A 21,868-nucleotide genomic window follows, 5' to 3' on the forward strand; every position below is an offset into this window, starting at 1 on the left:
GGAAAAAACATGAACCCAGAACAATTCCAAACAGCACTTGCTGAAAAAGGAATAGAACTAAGCGACGCACAACTAAAACAATTCCACGACTACTTCGAAATGTTAGTAGAATGGAATGAAAAAATGAATTTAACAGCTATTACTGACGAAAAAGAAGTGTACTTAAAGCACTTCTACGACTCTATTTCAGCTGCGTTTTATGTTGATTTTACGAAATTCGAGTCCATTTGTGATGTCGGGGCTGGCGCTGGTTTTCCAAGTATTCCAATTAAAATCTGCTTCCCGCATTTAAAAGTGAGCATCGTGGATTCCTTGAAAAAACGCATGACTTTCCTAGATGCGCTGGCAGAAAAATTAGGCCTAACCGATGTGCGTTTTTACCATGATCGCGCTGAAACATTTGGCCAAAATAAAGCGCACCGCGAAAAATATGACCTTGTAACTGCACGTGCCGTAGCAAGAATGAGCGTATTATCTGAGCTTTGCATGCCACTTGTCAAAAAAGGCGGGTCATTCCTAGTAATGAAAGCAGCCCAAGCCGAACAAGAGCTACAAACGGCCGAAAAAGCCATCAAACTATTTGGCGGAAAAGTAGTCAATCATTACTCCTTCTTATTACCAGTAGAAGAAAGCGAGCGCAACATTTACGTCATTAATAAAACAAAAGAAACGCCAAACAAATATCCACGCAAACCAGGAACACCCAACAAATTACCAATCGAATAATCTAAGATAGGCCCTTTCAATCGAAAGGGCTTTTTATTTTTAACAGCAACGTCATTTTTCAAAGCTAGTTTCCATAAGCAACCGCACTCAAATATGAAAATCATTTTCATTTAATCGATATTGATAAAATCATTTTCGTGTGATATAGTCTGTTTGAAAACGCATACTTTACACTGAAACACAGTATAGAGGAGGAGTATCAGTGGTTAATTCTGTTATGGAAAAAATCAAAGGCGGGTTAGTGGTTTCCTGCCAAGCTTTAGAAGACGAACCACTTCATAGCGCATTTATTATGTCAAAAATGGCTCTGGCCGCAGTTCAAGGTGGTGCTGTTGGCATTCGAGCAAATACGGCAAAAGATATTCGCGCAATTCAAAGTGAGGTAGACGTCCCAATTATTGGCATTTACAAAAAAGACTACGCTGATTCGGACGTGTTTATCACCCCCACTTTAAAAGAAGTTAGAGAAATATGCGAAACGGGAGTGGGAATTGTTGCAATGGATGCGACAACGAGAAAAAGACCACATAACGAAGACCTCAAAGAGATACTAAGCACCATTCGAAAAGAGTTTCCAGATACACTTTTTATGGCGGACACAGGCAGTATTGAAGACGTTTATTACGCTGATTCCCTTGGCTTCGACTTAATTGGCACAACGCTTTACGGATACACCGAGGAAACAGCGAATAAAAATATCAGCGATCACGATTTTTCCCATTTGAAAGAAGTATTGAAAAGTACGAAGCGCCCAGTGATTGCAGAAGGGAAAATCGATTCGCCTAGTAAAGCACGACAAGTTCTTACGTTAGGTTGTTATGCTGTCGTTGTTGGCGGCGCAGTAACTCGGCCACAGGAAATAACCACCCGCTTTACAAATGAAATCCAAAAAATCCAAGAAGAAAGAGGTAAGTGACATGACAAAGCAAATCAAAGTTGGCGTAATTGGCGTTGGACAAATGGGGCAGTATCATGCGGAAATTTATCAAAAACTTCCGCAAGTTGAGTTAGTAGCAATTTGCGAGTTTAACGATGAAAGACGCGCTGAAATGGCAGAGAAATTTCAGTGCAAAGCATACAAAGACTACCATGAACTTCTAGCAAATACGGAGATTGAAGCTGTGAGCATTGTTTTACCTGATAATATGCACCGTGATTGTGTGGAAGAAGCCGTAAAACATAACAAGCACATTTTGCTAGAAAAGCCGCTTGCGAAAGAACTTGAAGATGGCAAAGCGATGTATGAACTGACAAAAGACTACGACAAAGTATTTACGGTTGGATTTTTACTAAGATTTGATCCGCGTTTTAATATGATTAAGCAGCGCCTAGATAACGGCGAATTAGGCGATATTATTCATCTTTACTGTCGTCGCAACAGTCCAATTACCGGTCCAAAGCGGTACATAGGTGCTTCTGATTTAAGTATGCACGTAATGATTCACGATATTGACTATATCAATTGGTATATGGATAGCGAGCCAGTCAAGGTTATCGCCAAAAGCCGCAGTGTGCTACTTAAAGAATACGGGATGAATGATGTTATTTATGCCATCGTTACCTATGAAAATGGCGCAATCGCTTGCCTTGAAGCGTGCTGGGTTCTTCCAGAAAACTCGCCAACCATCATTGATGACAAGCTAGAATTAGTCGGAACAAAAGGCGTGGCATATGTAGACTCTTGTGACCACGGTGTTCGTTTTGTTAGTGAAAAAGGGGTTTCCTATCCTGACTCAAGACACTGGTACTACACAAATGGAGAAGTGTCCGGAGATTTGGCAGAAGAAGTTATGGCTTTTATTAATAACGTTGCGAATAACACAAAATCGATTATCACACCAAAAGAAGCGTATGATTCCTTGCGCGTAGTAGATGCCATTGAACGTTCGATTGCGGAAGGAAAAGAAGTATCACTATAAAATAGCGCCACACATATGATTGGAGGGGGAATTATGTCTATTCGGGTACATGTACAAAAGTTTGGGAGTAAGCTAAGTGGTATGGTCATTCCGAATTTAGGGGCTTTTATGGCTTGGGGTATTTTGACGGCAATTGGGGTAGCGACAGGCTCTGAGATGTTAAAAGGGTTTATCGCACCAATGCTAAATTACTTGTTACCACTTCTGATTGCTTTTGCTGGAGGTCGAGCGGTTCACGGTTACCGAGGCGGAGTTATTGGTACTGTTGCAACAATGGGGGCAATTATTAGTTCGGATATAACCATGTTTATCGGCGCAATGATAATGGGTCCGCTCGCTGCTTGGCTACTCAAAAAATTTGACGAACGAATTGATGGAAAAATACCAGCTGGATTTGAACTATTAGTTAATAACTTTTCGATTGGGATTATCGGAGCAGGCCTTGCACTATTTTCTTACGTTGCAATTGCTCCTATGGTTGAAACGGTAACAAAAGTGTTAGCAAGCGGCGTGGATGTGTTAATTAATAACCATTTGCTTCCACTAACGGCCTTAATTATTGAGCCAGCCAAAGTGCTATTCCTAAACAATGCGATTGGTCAAGGTATTCTTAGTCCACTAGCCACCTTGCAACTCGCGGAAACAGGGAAGTCGGTGCTTTACTTACTAGAATCTAACCCCGGACCAGGTCTTGGAATTCTACTTGGTTATATGTTCTTTGGAAAAGGAAACTCCAAAGCATCTTCATATGGGGCAAGTGTTATTCACTTATTTGGTGGTATTCATGAAATTTACTTCCCGTTCGTTTTAATGAATCCAATTCTAATTTTGCCGCTTATTCTTGGTGGTATGACAGGAACATTTATTTTAACAATGACAAACGCGGGACTGGTTGGCGTAGCTTCTCCGGGTAGTATTATCACGATTATGATGATGGCAGCACCCGGTGACCATATTAAGATACTTATTGCAGTGCTATGTGCGGCGCTCGTTACGTTCATTACCGCCATTCCATTTATTAAACGCATGGGCAACAAAGACGCTGAATTACAAGACGCGGCGAAGAAAATGGAAAGTCTTAAAGGCAAAAAAAGCAGCATTTCCTCCGTTTTTGAATCTCCAGTAGATGATTTTAATTTTAAAAATGTTAAAAGAATCGCTTATGCGTGTGATGCGGGGCTTGGATCCAGTGCAATGGGCGCAACCGTACTACAGAAAAAAATCAAAAATGCTGGCTTAGACGATATTAAAGTGTTCCATATCGCCATCCATGAATTGCCAACCGAATGTGATGTGGTCGTGACGCATAAATCCCTCATCGACCGAGCCAGAGAAAAACAGCCAGATGCGTATTATGTCGAAATAACGGATTACCTCGGCGCACCAGAATATCAAGAGCTGATAGATAAAATAGTTGCAGACCGAGAACAAAAGAATTAACTTATTTGTAAGCGCTTCTTTTTAGGGGCGCTTTGAATAGTAAAGTGGGTAGGAGGAAAATGATGTTAAAAGCGATTGTGATGGATTTTGACGGAATTGTTATTGATACAGAGGTAGTTTGGTATGAAATTTTTCAAGATTGGTTTAAGACAAAGCAACATTACGACCTTTCTATCGAGGAGTTTTTGCAGTGTGTTGGGTCTAACGTGGACGATTTATTTCGCGAATTAAACGAGACGCGGCAAATGGATATTAATCGGCAAGTGTTCGAAGCAGAAACACAAGCAACTTTTATTGAAAAGAGTCAGTTTTTACCTGCCAAAGAAGGCGTTGCAAGTTTTATTCGTGACTTAAAAGAGCGAGGATTAAAGTTAGCGCTCGCGACGTCATCGAAGCGACCAAAACCGCTCTATCATTTGGAACGACTAGGATTGCTTGAATATTTTGATGCAATTATTACAGCAGAGGATGTTACGCGAATTAAACCGGAACCAGATTTATTTTTAGAAGCTTTGCGGACGCTTGATGTTAAGGCCGAGGAGGCGCTTATTGTGGAAGACTCGCGCAATGGACTTTTGGCGGGGAATAGGGCCGGTGTAAATGTTCTGGTCATTCCGAATGAGGTGACGAAATATAGTGATTTAACGCCAAGCTATATGGAGCGAGAGTCGTTAGCTAAGGTAGACTTAGCTGAAATAATAGCCGAATATAACAAATAAGGAGGCGCTAAAATGTTATTAGATCAAGTTACTTTAGAAGATATTGAGATAAATTTACAAGCAAAAGATTGGCGGGAAGCAATCCAAACAGCCGCAAGACCGCTACTAGAACGAGGCGCAATCAAAAAAAGTTATATCGACGGAATGATTCAAAGCGTAGAAAATAATGGACCATATATAGTGATTGCGAAACATATCGCGCTAGCGCACACACGACCAGAGTTTGGCGTCATCCACGGCGGTTTAACATTTGCGACACTTGCTGATGGCGTGGCTTTTGGCAGTGAAATGTTTGACCCAGTGAAACTGATTATTACACTGGCGGCAACGGACGCAGAAAGCCATTTAGATGTGCTGTCAGAGCTTGCTGAAGTACTAATGGATGAGGAGAAGGTAGCCCGTTTAATCACAGCAAACTCAAACCAGGCATTTTATGATGAATTAACAAAAGAAGGATAATAATTTCACTAAAGAGGTGAAGAAATGGAAAATTATCTTTGTGTCGACATTGGTGGAACGAGTATCAAATATGCCAAATTTAACCGGGAAGGCGCGCGGCTAGGTGCGATTAAGTCTTGTCAGACCCCTGTGAGCGACGGAGCGAATCAAATCATGCCCGCGCTTATTCGGATTGTCGAACAGGGAAAAACGGGTGTGGCGGGCGTCTGTGTTGCTTCAGCGGGTGTTGTTCATCCTGAAAAAGGTAATATTATTTATGCTGGTTATACGATTCCCGGATACACTGGAACGGAAATTAAAGCAGAAATAGAGCACCGTTTCGACCTTCCATGCGCAGTGGAAAACGACGTGAATGCGGCCTGTCTTGGCGAGTCATGGCTAGGCGGAGCACGGGGGCGTGGAAGCGTGCTCTGTTTGACAATCGGGACAGGTATCGGCGGAGCAATGTTGATAAATGATAAATTAATAAACGGCTATTCTTTTACCGCGTGCGAAGTCGGTTATATGCAGCTTTCACAAGGGAAATTTCAAGATGTCGCTTCAACAAAAACATTGATTAAACAAGTAGCCTCGCGAAAAAATATCGATGCAAATGCTCTAAACGGACGACAAGTAATGGAATGGGCCTATGGCGACGATGCAGCTGTACTGGCGGAAATAGAGCAATGGATTGAGAATTTAGTAGAAGGTGTAGTAAACTTAATCTATATTTTCAACCCAGAAGTGATTGTGCTCGGTGGGGGCTTAATGGAAGAAGAGGCGTTCTTTAAACCTCGGCTCGAAGCGGCTATTTCAGCCAAATTAATCTCACCGATGTTCGATACAGCAGATCTTACTTTCGCAAAGCTGGGAAATGAAGCAGGGATGATTGGCGCGCTCTATCATTTCTTAAACCAGAAAGAGGCCAAAAAAGATGACGATTTTAAGTGAAATTCAACAAAATTACAATCGATTACCAAATAAAGAAAAGCAAATTGCGAAATATATTTTAGAAAAAAGTGATGAACTCAAGAACATTAATATTAAAGAGCTAGCTGAAGAAACCGGCACGTCCATTTCGACGATAACGAGATTTTGCCGCCACGTTCGCTGTGATAGTTTTGTTGATTTGAAAATGCGGGTAAATACAGCAGCAACAATGGTCCCTTCGCTTGGTTATGATGACCTTTTTGAGGAGGTTTATTCGTTTTACCATAAAGTGATTGATAACACGGTGAAGCTAATCGAGCCAGCGAAAATTCGTGAAGTGGTGCAATATATTCAAGCAGCGAAACGGGTCTATATTTGCGGCGTCGGAAGCTCGGGGCTCACTGCTGTTGAGATGTCACAGCGCCTGATTCGGATGGGGCTTAACGTTATCAGTGTCAACGATCCGCACATGATGATTATCACCAGTTCAATCACAACAAAAGAAGATTTTGTAATAGGTATTTCCAACTCAGGCAACACCCCAGAGCTAGTCACAGCACTAAAAAATGCCAAGAAAAACAAAAGTAAAGTGGCGACATTTACCAGCTTTGAAAATAGTGAAATGACTGAAATCAGCGACGTGACCATCCCGGTTTACAATACTTTATTCGTGAGTAAAAGATATTTCGCCAATAGCCAGTTTTCGATTATGTATGTGATGGATATTATTTCCATGATGCTACTGCAAAATGAGTCTTACCGGGAAAATATGGAAAAAACCATCAATACAGTCACCGATGAATTTCATTAAGATACATTAGAAAAATAGATGGAACTGTGGAATTTTCGCAGCTCGATCTATTTTTTTCGAATTTAAACTGTAGAATAAGCGTGTTTTTCTGTGACATTTCTGCTAAAATAGTTTAAGAGACTTGCGGATAATAGCCTATAGTAAGAACCCCCAAGATTTTCCGGAAAGGAAGGACCCAGATGCCTTTTTCACGTTTATTTGGAAAAAAAGATAAGAATCAAGTAGATGATATCGATAATGATAATAAAGTAGCAGAAGAAGAGGTACAGCGCGTACAAGAACTTCCTACAGATAAAATTTTCCCGAACCAATTCCAACCACGGACAGTATTTGATCAAGATAAGATTGATGAGCTTGCTCGAACTATCCGAATTCACGGTGTTATTCAGCCGATTGTGGTTAGAGAAATGGAACCGGATTATTATGAAATCATTGCGGGAGAGCGCCGTTTTCGTGCCGTGCTTTCTTTAGAATTGGAAAAAATCCCAGCAATTATTCAAAATTTAGATGATGAAGAGGTAGCTGCGATTGCGTTAATTGAAAACTTACAACGTGAGGAATTAACACCAATTGAGGAAGCGAAAGCATATCGAAGCTTGCTAGACATGCAAGACGTGACACAAGAAGCACTTGCGCAGCGTGTCGGCAAAAGCCAGTCTGCCATCGCAAACAAAATGCGTCTTCTAAAACTACCAGAAACGATTCAAGAAGCCGTGCTCAACAAAAAAATTTCAGAGCGCCATGCTCGTTCATTACTAGCTTTAGAAACGGAAGCGCAACAAGTGGCACTTTTAGCTGAAATAGAAGAGAATAACTGGAACGTCAAACAAACTGAAGCAAGAATTCAAGAACTTTTAGGCGTAAAAAAACCAGAAGCAATGAAAAAGCCAAAACCAAAACGCCAAGCTATTAGTCGTGACGTGCGCATCGCTATGAACACGATTAAACAGTCGGTGACAATGGTTAAAGATAACGGAATGGACCTAGATTTCACCGAAGTAGAAACAGACGATTTTTATCAAATTACCATTCAAATTCCTAAAAAGAAGTAAAGAGGTGTAACAGTGAGGTTTTTGAAGATAATTGGCCATGCAATTGGTGTCATTAGTTGTTTGATGGTACTTCCATCTTTCGTAATAGCGATTACAAGTGCAGTTTTAAGCTTTAATCCACTATATATTACCTACTTTTTCACCAGTCCTTATGCCCGAGCAGTTGCCGTAGCAGAAGAGTCCGGTTGGGGAAGTGGCTTTAATATTTTATTAGTTAATTACGGGGCATATCTCGTCGCATTTGGCTATACTTTCTTTGCGATAGTGAAGATTTACAGTTGGTACCAAATCGCTAAAGAAGTAAAAAAATAGTTACGAAACCCTGCTAAATGAAGCGGGGTTTTTATTTTTGGGCGGAAAAACAACTCAAATTGAGTGACATAGTTTTATTTCTTAAAAATTAGAGAAAATAAGTGCAATTTTGAACAGAAAAAAGTACAATAGAATTAGGTAAAGTTGTAAAGGAGGGAGTGATTCACTCAACTCTGGGTGGAATCACGAAACGAATGGCAAAAATCATTTTTGTGAAAGACGAACAAAATGAGTTCCAAGCGTATGATTTCTTACAAAATTTAATTGTGGAAGAACCACTCATGGCCACTTTAGTATTCCAAGGCCTACTACAATTAGAAACAGCAGAAACAAGAAAACTTAGTACTGGGAAGCAAATTCTCCCCGATGTGCATTTGATCATCGGTAAAAGTCAAGCTTATTCACTGCAAACCACTCGTATAGAAACAACTGTAGACCAACCAATTCAAGAGATGAAAGCACATTTTAAAGATAAAAATTGTCGTTTAATTTACTTCACTGCATTTAGTGGAGATGAAACATATTATTGCTTCGTTAAAGGCTATTTTAAAGATAAAAATCCATTTACAGATCAAATGGGCTCTTATCGCGAGGAAGTGAAACGCGTATTCCTGCGCCGTATTGAAGCCGAAACAAGCATTGGCAACTCAGATTACCAATTTGAAACACTAAAAAATAAAGCATTAGAAAATGAAGGGATTGCCCATTACTTAGATAGTTTTTCAGCAAGTCTTGGTAAATATATTTTTGCTAAACGAATGGAGAAAAAATGGTCGCAATTAGATTTAGCACTTAAATCTGATTTATCTCCTGTTATTATTGGTCGTTTAGAAGCTGGAGATCCAGATTTAACTCTTAGAATGTATCAGAAAGTCTGCACAGTTCTAGGCGTTAAGGCAACATTTTCAGTAGATTGAAGATAGAAAAGTAATCAGCTTAGGTTGGTTGCTTTTTTATTTTAAAATGTTTCACGTGAAACATTTCTAGTTTTCAAAACATTATTTTCATCATTTTTCGGCTTTCAAAACACGAATTTCAATTTATTTTTACTTTTTGTAAGACTAAATGAAAATCTTTTGGTAGAATAGAAGATAAAAGAACCGGAATTCTCGGTACAAAATAAGGGTTGGTGAAAAAGATTGAGCAAAGTGATTGCACTAGCAAACCAAAAAGGTGGGGTTGGTAAAACGACATCATCCGTTAATTTAAGCTCTAGCCTAGCTTTTTTAGGTAAAAAAGTATTACTAGTTGATATTGACCCTCAAGGAAATGCATCAAGTGGGGTTGGTGTTAATAAAGGTGAAATTGAACATTGTATTTATGATGTACTAGTTGACGATGTAGCCATTCAAGATGTGTTGCAAAAAACAGACTTAGATAATCTAAATGTTATTCCAGCTACAATTCAACTTGCAGGTGCTGAAGTAGAGCTAGTTCCAGCTATCTCACGTGAAATTAGATTGAAAAAAGCAATCGACTCAATCCGTGATGATTATGACTATGTAATTATTGATTGTCCGCCATCACTTGGGCTTTTGACTTTAAATGCATTAACAGCAGCAGACTCGGTTTTAATTCCAGTCCAATGCGAATATTATGCGCTAGAAGGTCTAAGCCAGCTTTTAAACACAATCAGAATCGTTCAAAAACATCTTAATGAAGATTTACAAATTGAAGGTGTTTTACTAACAATGCTTGATGCTAGAACAAACTTAGGCATTCAAGTAATAGAAGAAGTGAAAAAGTATTTCCAAAACAAAGTGTTTAGTACTATCATTCCACGTAACGTCCGCCTAAGCGAAGCACCAAGTCACGGAAAACCGATTTTGCTATATGATGCAAAATCGAAAGGTGCAGAAGTTTATTTAGAATTAGCAAAGGAAGTGGTTGAACATGGCTAAAGGTCTAGGTAAAGGAATCAACGCACTATTTAATAATGTGGATGCAAACGAAGAAACAGTCCAAAATGTCGCGATAAAAGAAATTAAACCAAACCCATATCAACCACGTAAAATCTTTGATGCAAAAGCAATCAATGAATTACGTGACTCCATTAAAATCCATGGTGTTTTACAGCCAATTATTTTAAGAAACACGGAAAAAGGATATGAAATTGTTGTTGGGGAACGTAGATACCGCGCAGCAAAAGAAGCAAAACTGAAAGAAATTCCAGCAGTTGTTCGTGATTTAACGGAAGAAGAAATGATGGAGCTTTCTGTGATCGAAAACTTACAACGTGAAGATTTATCTCCGTTAGAAGAAGCTGAATCATATCAGTTCCTTATGAAAAAATTAGGCTTAACACAAGCGAAATTAGCAGAACGAGTTGGTAAAAGCCGACCATACATCGCTAACTTTGTCCGCCTGTTGACTTTACCAGAAGAAGTGCAGGTAATGCTGCGTGATGGTTCATTATCAGCTGGACATGGCCGTGTATTGCTAGGATTGAAACTCAAGAAAAACATCATTCCAACTGCTAAAAAGGCTGTGGCACAAGGATTAACAGTTCGCCAATTAGAAGATGTTGTGAACAATCTAAACGAAAATGTTTCACGTGAAACAATTAAACCAGCTAGAGTTCCTATCTTTATCCGTGAAAGCGAAAGCCAATTACGTGATAAATTTGGTACGGCAGTTTCGATTAAACGTCGCGACAAAAAAGGTAAAATTGAAATTGAATTTTTATCAGATGATGATTTAGATCGCATTTTAGAGATTTTAGATATTCAGTTTGATGATGAATAGGTTGTGATGTTTATGGAAAAAAAGCATTTCGATTTGAATGATGTTGTAGAAATGAAAAAGCCTCATCCATGTGGTACCAATCGATTTAAGATTATCCGCATGGGTATGGATATTCGAATTAAGTGTGAAGGTTGTGGGCATAGCGTCATGATTCCACGCCGAGAATTCGAGCGAAAAGTGAAGAAGATTTTAGTTAAAGCAGAACAAGAATAAAGAACAGGCGATTAATTAGTCGCCTGTTCTTTTTTTATAAGCCTTTTAGTTGAAGTTTAGCTGTCCCTTCTTTAAAATATAAATAGTATCATTTAATAATAATTATAAATAAAAATGATATAGTATTTTTATGGAGGTATATACATATGACAGATAGAAAGAATTTAACGACGAATCAAGGTGTGCCAGTTGGTGATAACCAAAATTCGATGACGGCGGGGCTTAAAGGACCAACTTTGCTAGAAGATTATGTGCTTATTGAAAAATTGGCGCATTTTGATAGAGAACGGGTGCCAGAACGAGTTGTGCATGCTCGTGGTGCTGGTGCGCACGGGAAATTTGTTACTAAAAAGAGCATGGAAAAATATACGATGGCGAACTTTTTACAAGAAGAAGGGGCGGAAACAGAGGTTTTTGTTCATTTTTCTACGGTAATTCATGGTCAACATTCTCCGGAAACTTTGCGTGATCCACGTGGGTTCTCGGTTAAGTTTTATACGGAAGAGGGAAATTATGATTTTGTCGGAAATAATTTGCCAGTATTTTTTATTCGTGATGCAATCAAGTTCCCGGATGTTATTCATTCCTTGAAGCCGGATCCGCGCACGAATATTCAAGATGGTAATCGTTATTGGGACTTCTTTAGCTTAACCCCAGAAGCTACAACGATGATTATGTACTTGTTCAGTGATGAGGGAACTCCGGCATCTTATCGCGAAATTCGCGGTTCTAGTGTGCATGCCTTTAAATGGATTAACGAAGAAGGAAAAACAGTCTATGTAAAATTACGCTGGGTTCCAAAAGCGGGCATCGTCAACCTTTCAACGGAGCAAGCTTCACAAATTCAAGCAAAAGAATTCAACCATGCGAGCCGTGATTTGTATGAAGCGATTGAAAATGGGGATTATCCGGAGTGGGATTTATTTGTGCAAGTGTTGGATCCGAAAGACTTAGATAACTTTGATTTTAATCCGCTAGACGCAACAAAAGACTGGTTTGAAGATGTCTTCCCGTATGAGCACGTAGGAACGATGACACTTGACCGCAATCCAGATAACATTTTTGCGGAAACAGAATCAGTTGGCTTTAATCCTGGTGTACTTGTGCGCGGAATGCTTCCTTCTGAGGACCGTTTGTTGCAAGGGCGTTTATTCTCTTACTCAGATACGCAAAGACACCGCGTGGGACCGAACTATTTGCAACTGCCAATCAATAGCCCGAAAGCGCCTGTTGCGAACAACCAACGTGATGGTCATATGCCGTTTAAACAACAAACAAGCTCGATTAATTATGAGCCAAATAGTTACGATACAGAACCGAAAGAAAACCCAGCGTTTATTGAACCGGAACAAGAAATTCGTGGTGATATTGCTGGCCGCCTGATTGCTGAAAAGCCAAATAATTTTGGTCATGCAAAAGAAGTTTGGGATCGTTATTCAGATGCAGAACGTGCGGCGCTTGTGAAAAATATTGTCGACGATTGGGCTGGCGTGCGTGATGATATTAAAATTCGCAACCTGCGTAACTTCTATCAAGTAGAGCCTGAATTCGCTAGTCGAGTGGCTGCGGGAACTGGTATTAATCTTGAAGAACATGTAACTGATTTAAAATAAGTGAAAGCGAAAATCCTTTTTAGGGTTTTCGCTTTTTTATGTTTCACGTGAAACTTTTTGGGCTAGAAGGTTGGAGTAAAGGCATTTTTAACGATATTGCTTTTTATCGAAATACTTGCTACTATTTCTGGAAGACTTGTCGTTATCAGGTGATAGGCTTATAATCAAGATGAAATAGCTTAAATTAATTGTCGTGAGGAGTGGAGCTGCGTGAGTGCTTCAAAATTATCATTACCTAGATGGAAACAAATAGTTCATATGCTTTATTTAAAGATGGAGTTTATTAGTGGTGGAGAATTAGGGGAAGCTTTAGCTGTTAACCCTCGGACAATTAGAAATGATATTAAAGTAATTAATCAAATACTGACGATAGGCGGAAACAGAATCGAATCACTTCCTGGTGTAGGATATCGTCTGGTCATTGGTGATGAAAAAGCGCTGCGTGAAGCTCTTTTGGATGATTCGGTGGGAAGAGCTAATATGAATATCGTGCCGATGTTTGCAGAGGATAGAGCAGACTATATTATTCGATATTTATTACTTAAAAATGACTATGTAAAGCTGGAGACGTTGTCAGAAGAGCTTTTTGTTAGTAAGTCTACGATAAACTTGGATATTTTAGAAGTGAAACGAAAACTCAAAGAAAATGAGTTGAAAGTGGAAAAACGAGCTGGCTATGGAATTAGAATTACTGGTGCAGAACTTGCTATCCGATTTTGCTTTTCAAGGTATTTGTTAGTGGAATCTACAAGCCCGCTTATTACAGAAACGGAAATAAATTTTTTTGGAGAAGTTAATTTGGAAATGATGGAGCAGATTGTCGTTTCTAATATAGCGAAATATAATATTCACATGACGGACATTTCAGTTAAAAATTTGATTATTCATATCGCAATTGCTGTATGTCGTGTAAAAGATAATTGTTATGTACCTGCAACAGATTTGGAGGATATTGAATTTAGTATGCCGGAACTAAGGGCGGCTCAAGGTATTATAAAAGAAATAGATCTTTCAGAAGGAATTCGTTTCCCGGAAAGTGAGACTGCCTATTTGCTGCTACACCTTAGTTCGAAAAACAGAAAAAGTGACTTTAATAATTACCGAGAATATATCATCGTGGATAAGATGTTAGCGAAGATTAAAGAGCTGTACGGTTATGATTTTAAGCAGGATCAGAAAATGATTTCAAATATCGCACTGCATTTAAAGCCAGCTATTAACAGAATTAAATTTAATATGAATATACAAAACCCGTATTTAAAAAATCTAAAAGCTAATTATCCACTAGCTTTTGAATTAGGGTTGGTTGCTAAAGAAGTCCTTGAGCAGGAGTTAAAAACAAATGTGGACGAAGCGGAAGTAGGATATTTGGCTATTCACTTTTTATATGGTTTAGATAAAGAAATAGAATCTGAGAAGCAAAAAGTGTTAATTGTTTGCGCTTCTGGTTTAGGGACATCACAACTTTTGGAATCTAAAGTACGAAAAGAGTTTGAGAATACGCTGGAAATAGTCGGAGTGTACTCATTTAAAGAATATGAGCAGAGTGGAACGATGTGTGATTTTGTTATCTCTACAGTACCACTGCGAATGAAATTACATCCATTTATTCAAGTGTCACCATTTTTGACAAAGGCGGATATTCGTAATATTACTGCTTTAATGAAGCAAGATGAGACGAAGAACCAATTTGAAGTGGACAAGGTTTTTAAGGAATCGTTATTCTTAATTAGTGATAAAAAGGATAAAGAGCAAGTTCTCGTAAATTTAGCGAGTCTTTTGCTGGGAAATAATATTGTTGGCGAGGACTATTTACCATCACTTTTTGAGCGCGAAGAAATTGTGCCGACTTATTTAGGTAATGGACTTGCGGCACCGCACCCAATTGAGGCAAACGTCCAAGAAACAGCTATTGGAGTATGTATTTGTACTGACGGAGGGGTAAAGTGGAATGAGGAAGATCAAGCGCAAGTAATTTTCATGTTAGCGGTAAAAAACAAGCAACAACAGCAGCTTGCGACGGTGTATGAGCTTATTAGCAATTTAGTAGAAAGTCCAAAAGCAATGGGAGAGCTAAAACGTGTGAAGAGTTTTGAAGAATTTATGCGTGTGTTACAAACGTTATAACCAAAAGGTTCGTTAGACTTTTTTAGAGAGAAAAGTTAACGGGCCTTTTTTATTTCCGCATGTAAAATACAGATGCGGAAAAAGACTAGATTTATTTAACAAAAAGAAAGCGCTACACTTACTGTAATATCAAAGGAGGTATAAAAAATTGAAAAAGTTCATCGAGAAATTAAGTTGGTTATCGCAGAAGCTTGGAAATCAAATTCATTTAAAGTCTATGCGTGATGCATTTGCTACTATCTTACCTTTTATTATGTTAGCAGGATTCATGGTTTTAATTAATAACGTTATTATTAAGCCGGATGGTTTTATGTCGGCGATTATCAGTTCCGAAACACTTACGACTTGGCAAGGGCTAGGTAACAGTATTGTAAATGGTACTTTAGGGATTATTACTATTTTAATTGGGGCATCGGTTGCTTACTTTTTAGCGCAAAATCGGAAGTTTGAAAATCCGTTTGCACCGGCATTAATGACCATTGCACTAATTGTTATTTTTATCCCAGCTGTGACAGAAATTGTGCCGATTGGTGCAGAGAAATCTGTAGAAGTTGCTGGAGTATTGCCAATAGCCTTGATGGGTTCAGCGGGCATGTTCGTTGGGATTGTAACAGCACTACTTGCAACGGAAGTATTCATTCGTCTTTCTAAGAGTGAGAAAATGAAGATTCATATTTCTGGGGATAGCGTACCTCCAGCAGTAATTAAATCGTTCAATGTGCTTATTCCGACAATGTTAACAATACTTATTTTTGCGTTTATTTCATTCTTAGTAGTGACATTATTCAGCTTGAATTTGTATTCCTTAATTAGCGCGATTATTCAGGAGCCATTAACATTCTTAGTTACAAGTGTTCCAGGGTTCCTAACGTTAATGACGATTTCACAAATGCTTTATTCTATCGGTATTGCTGGGAGTGGGATTTTAGGACCAATTATGGACCCAGTTCTTTTGGCAAATATGCAAGAAAATATGACAGCATTTGCGAATCATACAGAGATTCCACATATTATTAATACTACTTTCCGTGATGTTTTTGGCGTTATGGGTGGTGGCGGAAATACCATTGCGTTATTATTAGCAATATTTATTTGGTCAAAACGAAAAGATTATCGCGAAATAGCTACTTTATCGGCAGCTCCTGGTCTCTTTAACATCAATGAGCCGGTAGTATTTGGACTTCCGATTGTTTATAACTTGAGTTTAATGATTCCGTTCATTATTTCAACTCCGCTTTGTTTATGTTTAGCATACTTTGCGACGAAATTGCATATGATTTCAGAAGTAGTCGTAATGGTTCCGTGGACGACACCGGTTGTTGCTTCCGGCTTCCTTGCAACAGGTGGGGACTGGCGTGCTGCAGTATTCCAAATTTTCTTGATTGGCGTCTGCGTCCTTCTTTACCTACCATTCTTAAAAGCCAATGATCGAATTAAAGCCTAATTGGAGGAAATTTTATGAAAAATATTATGCTGATGTGTAATGCAGGAATGTCTACAAGTGTTTTAGTGAGGAAAATGGAACGCGTTGTAGAAGAACGTAATTTAGAATTGACTATCTGGGCTATTTCAGAAACCGATTTCGAAAAAAATTGGCGTAAAGCTGATGCGATTTTACTTGGACCGCAAGTAAATTATATGAAAGATAAAGTAATAGACACAGTTGGTGATAATGTATCGGTGGCAGTTATTGATATCGTTGATTATGGCCGAATGAATGGTGAAAAAGTATTAGATTTAGCAATTAGTTTACTGTGAAATTCCTAGTTTTTTAGCAAGGAGGAGAAAAAATGGCGATTTATTTGGATAAGACTAAATCTGTTTCAGAGCGCGTAGAAGACTTGCTTTCCAAGATGACTTTAGCAGAAAAATGTGGTCAATTAAACCAAAGAATGTATGGCTGGGAAGCTTTCTTGCGCGAAGAGGAAACATTTCAACTCACGGAAAAGTTTAAAGAGGAAGTAGCTCGTTTTGAAGGAATGGGAGCTTTATACGGTCTGTTCCGCGCCGATCCATGGTCCAAAATGAATAAGGACACGGGGGTAAGTCGGAAAAATGCCGGCAAAGTGGCTAATAAAATTCAACGTTATGTGATGGAGAATACACGCCTAGGGATTCCTGTATTATTAGCTGAGGAAGTTCCGCACGGACACCAAGCCTTAGATAGCGAGTCTTATCCAGTAAATTTAGCTCGTGCTGCTTCTTTTCATCCAGAGTTGCAAAAACAGGTCGCAAGTGCGATTACAGAAGAAATTTCCGAAAAGGGAGTTCATCTAGCACTTGCTTCAGCATTAGATATACTTCGAGACCCGCGATGGGGCCGTGCTGAAGAGTGTTACGGTGAAGATCCATATCTTGCAGCGGAATTAACAGCGGCAATTACAGAAGGATTTCAAGCGAGCGGGAAAATTGCTGTTATTTTAAAACATTTTGCAGCACAAGGCGAGCCGATTGGTGGACATAATTCTGGACCAGTTTCTATCGGCGTAAGGGAACTTAGAGAAATTTTCTTGGATCCAATGCGCGCTGGAATTAGAAGTGGAGCCCTTGGAGTCATGGCGGCTTACAATGAGATTGACGGGGTTCCATGTCACGCGAACAAAGAGCTTTTAACAACTATTTTGCGAGAAGAAATGGGTTTTTCCGGGATTGTCATGGCAGATGGCTGTGCTCTTGATAGATTATTAAAACTAAATCCTGATCCAAAAAAAGCCGCAAAAATGGCTCTTGAAGCCGGTGTGGATTTAAGTTTGTGGGATGAAGTGTTTCCATTTCTTGAAGAAAGCGTGGAAAAAGGAATCCTTGATGAAAAGATCGTTGATGACGCTGTAAGGCGAGTGCTCCAAGTGAAATTCCAATTAGGTCTATTTGAACAACCATTTGTGGAAGAAGACATTCAGGAACCAAAGTCTGATTGGAGACAACTAAATTTACAAGCTGCTAGAGAGGGTATTTGTCTTTTGAAAAACGACTTCGAAACATTACCTTTAGTGGGTGGAAGGAAAAAAATAGCTGTTGTAGGTCCTAGCATAGATTCGCTTTATAATCAGTTGGGAGACTATACAGCGCCACAAAATGAATCAGAATGTGTCACTGTTTTAAAAGGGATAAAAAATCTGCTTCCTAAAAATTGGGAAGTCCTTTCTGAAAAAGGTGCTGAAATTCGTGAAGAGCTTCCGGGCGGTATTCAAAAAGCAGAAGTGGTTGCTAAAGAGGCAGATGCTATCGTTATGGTACTTGGTGGTTCAAGTGCGCGAAACTTTGACATGGAATTTTTAAATAATGGTGCGGTAAGCTCTAAAGGGCCGAACATGGATGCAGGTGAAAATGTGGATGTTTCTGATATCACCCTTCCACAACCGCAACTAGATTTATTTTATGCAATGAAGCGTACCGGAAAGCCAGTAATTGTTGTAATGATTCAAGGCAGACCAATCGCTATTCCTGAAATCAGTTTGGCAGCAGATGCAATTCTTACCGCTTGGTATCCAGGAAGTGTTGGTGGAACTGCGATTGCTGAGGTCCTTTTTGGTCATTACAATCCTTCAGGTAAATTACCGGTCAGTATACCAAGATCCTCTGGGCAAATTCCTATTTACTATAATCAAAAGGCAGTGGAGTATAAAGAAGACTACTTTGATTTAACTGGTAAGCCGCTCTATCCATTTGGTTATGGTTTAAGTTATAGTACTTTTGAATATCAAGACTTGCAGATAAAACAAGAATCTATAAAAATAGCAGAACTCCTTGGCGGGCAATCTGTAGAGGTGAAAGCAACCTTGAAAAACATCTCTAATGTAGCTGGTGAAGAAGTTGTGCAACTTTATATTCATGATATGGAAGCAAGTATTACTAGAAGAAAAAAAGAATTAAAAGCGTTTAAAAAGGTTCGTATTGCAGCGAATCAAACAGCTACAGTGACATTTAAGTTAGATAAATCAAGTTTTGAAATATGGTCAATTAACAATAAATATGAGGTGGAGCCCGGTGGTATAGAAATTTTCGTTGGTGGAAGTTCTGATACTAAATTAACAGGGCGAGTTTCAATCATAGGAGGCTAGCGAAAATGGAAGGAATGGAACTCGCATCATTTCAAATAATTAGTTCTGTTGGCGCCGCAAGAAGTTGTATTATTGAGGCGATGAAATTGGGAAGACAAAGAGATTTCACAGAGGCATATAAAAAAATTGACGAGGCTAATGAATTTCTTAGCGAAGGTCATAAAAATCATGTGCAGTTAATTCAAAAAGAGGCAGATGGCGGAGATGTACAAATTTCTATCCTCTTCATGCACGCGGAAGATCAATTTATGACAACTTATACATTACGCGATGTAGCTTATGAGATGATTGCTATTTGGAAAGAGATGAAATAATAAAAACGGAAATCCTTTGTTATTTAAAGGGTTTTCGTTTTTTGGTGGGTGGCTTTTTGTGTGAAAAACCTTTATAATATACGTTAGTGAAAAAATGTCTAATTGATGGGCATTTTTAAAATGAAGTTAATGAAAAGGAGTTTATATATAATGGCACTTACAGCTGGTATTGTCGGGCTTCCTAATGTTGGGAAATCGACACTTTTTAATGCAATCACAAAAGCAGGAGCAGAGGCTGCGAATTATCCGTTTGCGACGATTGACCCGAACGTAGGAATTGTTGAAGTTCCTGACCAAAGATTAAACAAACTAACTGAACTTGTAAAACCGAAAAAAACTGTTCCAACTACTTTTGAATTTACAGATATCGCCGGAATTGTAAAAGGTGCTAGTAAAGGTGAAGGGCTTGGGAACAAATTCTTATCCCATATTCGCCAAGTAGATGCAATTTGTCATGTTACTCGTTGCTTTGACGACGAAAACATTACTCACGTAGAAGGCCGAGTAGACCCGCTAGACGATATTTCTACAATCAACTTGGAACTTATCTTAGCTGATTTAGAAACGGTAGAGAAGCGTATTGGACGCGTTGAGAAGCTTTCTAAACAAAAAGATAAAGATGCGGTTGCAGAATATAACGTTTTAGTTAAATTACGTGAAGCATTTGAAGATGACAAGCCAGCTCGCGCGATTGAATTTAACGAAGACGAAGATAAAATCGTCCGCAATCTTTTCTTACTTACAAGAAAACCAGTTTTATATGTGGCAAATGTAAGTGAAGAAGACGTTTCTAACCCGGACGACAATAAATACGTACAACAAGTACGCGAATTCGCTGCAGCTGAAAACTCCGAAGTTATCGTGGTTTGTGCTCGTGCCGAAGAAGAAATCGCTGAACTTGAAGACGAAGATAAGCTTGAGTTTTTAGAAGCGCTTGGAATTGAAGAATCCGGCTTAGATCAATTGATTCGTTCCGCGTACACATTGCTTGGCTTAGCGACTTACTTCACAGCAGGCGTTCAAGAAGTTCGCGCTTGGACATTCATCAAAGGTATGAAAGCTCCACAATGTGCTGGGATTATCCATACTGACTTCGAACGCGGTTTCATTCGTGCAGAAGTAGTTGCATACGATGCTTTGCTTGAACACGGCTCAGAACAAGCAGCCAAAGAAGCAGGTAAAGTGCGCTTAGAAGGTAAAGAATACGAAATGAAAGATGGGGATGTTGTTCATTTCCGCTTTAACGTTTAATATGTTTCACGTGAAACAATCTTTTGACGAGTGAGTGTGTCAAAAGGTTGTTTTTTATTAGTTCACCATTAATGCTATACTTAAGAATATAAACAACTGATTTATTAGAAAGATGGTAATTACTATGGAGAAAATATTTTTTAATCTAGATGTTGTAGAAGGCTATCCGCCTGTATATACCGAGAGCTTGTGGGCAGAGAAATTATCATCAGGGAACTATAAGATAAAAAATATTCCTTTTTACGCTAAGGAAGTTTCTTTTAATGATGTGGTTTCAATTAGAGTGGAGCCTGATGATAAATTTTTATTTCATAAAATAGTTCGATATAGTGGCAATAGCACGATTCGAATCGTATTTTTTGATGAAAACGTGATAAAGAGGAGCTTAAATAAACTAGTAAAATTGGGATGTTCTTGGGAATGCATGAATGAGACGTTTTATTCAGTTAATATTCCAGCAGGTCCTAGTTTTAAGAAGGTAATCAAATATCTTGAAAAGGCTTGTATTCAAGAGGAATTAGATTATGAATATGGTGAATTAGAATGATTAATTGAGAAGTAAGGTTTCACGTGAAACAATCTTTTGACGAGCGAGGATGTCAAAAGGTTGTTTTTTTATGGAATTAGTTATAAATAAAGCCCACAAACGCCTAGGGTGATATAATAAATTATCTTAATGTCAAAAAATAAAAAGCCTATGGGAGTGTAACTATGATGACTAGTAGTTTTATTGAGGAAGTAGAAAGACTAATGATTCTAAGCGAAACAATCTATCATTTTAGTGGGACCGGAACACCTGAATTAATTGAAGTTTATCAGGACTCTTTAGGGAATGAATTTCCTGCGTCATATAAGGTTTTTTTAGAAAAATATGGAACATTAACTTTTAATGGTGAATCTTTTTACGGCATATCTAAAAGGGGATTAAGCGCTGCATCTATCCCGGATGTTAGATTTGCAACGGAGCAGGCGCGCGCACTTGGGGATATAAATAAAGAACTGATTATGATAAAAAATTCAGGCTATGGATCGGTATTTTCTATCGACACTTCGACGATTGGAGATGCGGGGGAGGCCGTGATAGTTGAAACGCAATTATCGTTCAAACACAATGCTGAGAAGCGGATTGTAGCAGATAATTTTGGCGAATTTCTACTAGTGGAAATAGAAGAATCTTTAACCAAGTTTTGATGTAAA

At 38.8% G+C, this 21,868-nt stretch carries 23 protein-coding genes; all 23 read left to right on the plus strand.

Translation table 11 applies throughout. The features are described 5' to 3' along the window. Window positions 1-9: 9 nt before the first annotated feature. The 23 genes from rsmG to HCX62_RS11115 all read left to right on the plus strand — a co-directional run bounded on the left by rsmG (window position 10) and on the right by HCX62_RS11115 (window position 21,862). On the plus strand, window positions 10-726 hold the full coding sequence (gene rsmG / locus HCX62_RS11005) for a 16S rRNA (guanine(527)-N(7))-methyltransferase RsmG (RefSeq protein ID WP_185639087.1): 717 nt from the start codon (window positions 10-12) through the stop codon (window positions 724-726). Between the two features lie 202 nt (window positions 727-928). Continuing rightward, window positions 929-1,642, plus strand: a complete 714-nt coding sequence (locus HCX62_RS11010) for an N-acetylmannosamine-6-phosphate 2-epimerase (protein WP_185639088.1) — start codon at window positions 929-931, stop codon at window positions 1,640-1,642. Between the two features lies 1 nt (window position 1,643). Then, a complete protein-coding gene (locus HCX62_RS11015; RefSeq protein ID WP_185569505.1) occupies window positions 1,644-2,645 on the plus strand; it encodes a Gfo/Idh/MocA family protein in 1,002 nt (333 codons plus the stop codon). Between the two features lie 33 nt (window positions 2,646-2,678). Then, a complete protein-coding gene (locus HCX62_RS11020) occupies window positions 2,679-4,085 on the plus strand; it encodes a PTS mannitol transporter subunit IIBC (protein ID WP_185639089.1) in 1,407 nt (468 codons plus the stop codon). 62 nt (window positions 4,086-4,147) lie between these two features. Then, the gene (locus HCX62_RS11025) at window positions 4,148-4,804 is read left to right on the plus strand and encodes an HAD family hydrolase (protein ID WP_185639090.1); all 657 of its coding nucleotides are present in this window, start codon (window positions 4,148-4,150) and stop codon (window positions 4,802-4,804) included. 12 nt (window positions 4,805-4,816) lie between these two features. Next, the gene (locus HCX62_RS11030; protein ID WP_185639091.1) at window positions 4,817-5,263 is read left to right on the plus strand and encodes a PTS sugar transporter subunit IIA; all 447 of its coding nucleotides are present in this window, start codon (window positions 4,817-4,819) and stop codon (window positions 5,261-5,263) included. 24 nt (window positions 5,264-5,287) lie between these two features. Then, window positions 5,288-6,193 (plus strand): ROK family protein, encoded by a 906-nt coding sequence (locus tag HCX62_RS11035; RefSeq protein WP_185639092.1) that lies wholly within the window; start codon window positions 5,288-5,290, stop codon window positions 6,191-6,193. Beyond that, a complete protein-coding gene (locus HCX62_RS11040) occupies window positions 6,177-6,983 on the plus strand; it encodes a MurR/RpiR family transcriptional regulator (RefSeq protein ID WP_185639093.1) in 807 nt (268 codons plus the stop codon). The genes HCX62_RS11035 and HCX62_RS11040 overlap by 17 nt, the downstream gene beginning before the upstream one ends. Window positions 6,984-7,162: 179 nt before the next feature. Continuing rightward, window positions 7,163-8,035, plus strand: a complete 873-nt coding sequence (gene noc / locus HCX62_RS11045; protein WP_185639094.1) for a nucleoid occlusion protein — start codon at window positions 7,163-7,165, stop codon at window positions 8,033-8,035. Window positions 8,036-8,047: 12 nt separating this feature from the next. Then, window positions 8,048-8,347 carry a hypothetical protein gene (locus tag HCX62_RS11050; RefSeq protein ID WP_185639095.1) on the plus strand — a complete coding sequence of 100 codons (300 nt, stop codon included), beginning with the start codon at window positions 8,048-8,050 and terminating at the stop codon, window positions 8,345-8,347. Window positions 8,348-8,505: 158 nt separating this feature from the next. After that, entirely contained in the window at window positions 8,506-9,264 is a 759-nt protein-coding gene (locus HCX62_RS11055) for a helix-turn-helix domain-containing protein (protein WP_185639096.1), read from the plus strand. A gap of 222 nt (window positions 9,265-9,486) precedes the next feature. After that, entirely contained in the window at window positions 9,487-10,248 is a 762-nt protein-coding gene (locus tag HCX62_RS11060) for a ParA family protein (RefSeq protein WP_185639097.1), read from the plus strand. After that, entirely contained in the window at window positions 10,241-11,092 is an 852-nt protein-coding gene (locus HCX62_RS11065) for a ParB/RepB/Spo0J family partition protein (protein WP_185639098.1), read from the plus strand. Before HCX62_RS11060 ends, HCX62_RS11065 begins: the two co-directional genes overlap by 8 nt. Before the next feature lie 6 nt (window positions 11,093-11,098). Beyond that, window positions 11,099-11,305 carry a DUF951 domain-containing protein gene (locus tag HCX62_RS11070; protein ID WP_003728659.1) on the plus strand — a complete coding sequence of 69 codons (207 nt, stop codon included), beginning with the start codon at window positions 11,099-11,101 and terminating at the stop codon, window positions 11,303-11,305. Between the two features lie 146 nt (window positions 11,306-11,451). After that, entirely contained in the window at window positions 11,452-12,918 is a 1,467-nt protein-coding gene (locus HCX62_RS11075) for a catalase (protein WP_185639099.1), read from the plus strand. 210 nt (window positions 12,919-13,128) lie between these two features. Continuing rightward, a complete protein-coding gene (locus tag HCX62_RS11080; protein ID WP_185639100.1) occupies window positions 13,129-15,045 on the plus strand; it encodes a BglG family transcription antiterminator in 1,917 nt (638 codons plus the stop codon). Window positions 15,046-15,193: 148 nt separating this feature from the next. Then, window positions 15,194-16,489, plus strand: a complete 1,296-nt coding sequence (locus HCX62_RS11085) for a PTS sugar transporter subunit IIC (protein ID WP_003732130.1) — start codon at window positions 15,194-15,196, stop codon at window positions 16,487-16,489. A gap of 14 nt (window positions 16,490-16,503) precedes the next feature. Continuing rightward, window positions 16,504-16,803: a PTS sugar transporter subunit IIB gene (locus tag HCX62_RS11090; RefSeq protein ID WP_003722141.1), complete on the plus strand. Its 300-nt coding sequence runs from the start codon at window positions 16,504-16,506 to the stop codon at window positions 16,801-16,803. Between the two features lie 32 nt (window positions 16,804-16,835). Then, window positions 16,836-19,106: a glycoside hydrolase family 3 N-terminal domain-containing protein gene (locus HCX62_RS11095; protein ID WP_185639101.1), complete on the plus strand. Its 2,271-nt coding sequence runs from the start codon at window positions 16,836-16,838 to the stop codon at window positions 19,104-19,106. A gap of 5 nt (window positions 19,107-19,111) precedes the next feature. Further along, window positions 19,112-19,420 (plus strand): PTS sugar transporter subunit IIA, encoded by a 309-nt coding sequence (locus tag HCX62_RS11100; RefSeq protein WP_009924103.1) that lies wholly within the window; start codon window positions 19,112-19,114, stop codon window positions 19,418-19,420. A 150-nt stretch (window positions 19,421-19,570) separates the two neighbouring features. Further along, window positions 19,571-20,671, plus strand: coding sequence for a redox-regulated ATPase YchF (gene ychF / locus HCX62_RS11105; RefSeq protein WP_185639102.1), 1,101 nt, complete (start codon window positions 19,571-19,573; stop codon window positions 20,669-20,671). A gap of 124 nt (window positions 20,672-20,795) precedes the next feature. Next, window positions 20,796-21,218: a DUF4265 domain-containing protein gene (locus HCX62_RS11110; RefSeq protein ID WP_185639103.1), complete on the plus strand. Its 423-nt coding sequence runs from the start codon at window positions 20,796-20,798 to the stop codon at window positions 21,216-21,218. 164 nt (window positions 21,219-21,382) lie between these two features. Beyond that, window positions 21,383-21,862 (plus strand): SMI1/KNR4 family protein, encoded by a 480-nt coding sequence (locus HCX62_RS11115; protein ID WP_185639104.1) that lies wholly within the window; start codon window positions 21,383-21,385, stop codon window positions 21,860-21,862. The last annotated feature ends 6 nt before the right edge of the window (window positions 21,863-21,868 follow it).

The organism is Listeria swaminathanii (genome assembly GCF_014229645.1).
In the GTDB taxonomy this organism is placed as follows: domain Bacteria; phylum Bacillota; class Bacilli; order Lactobacillales; family Listeriaceae; genus Listeria; species Listeria swaminathanii.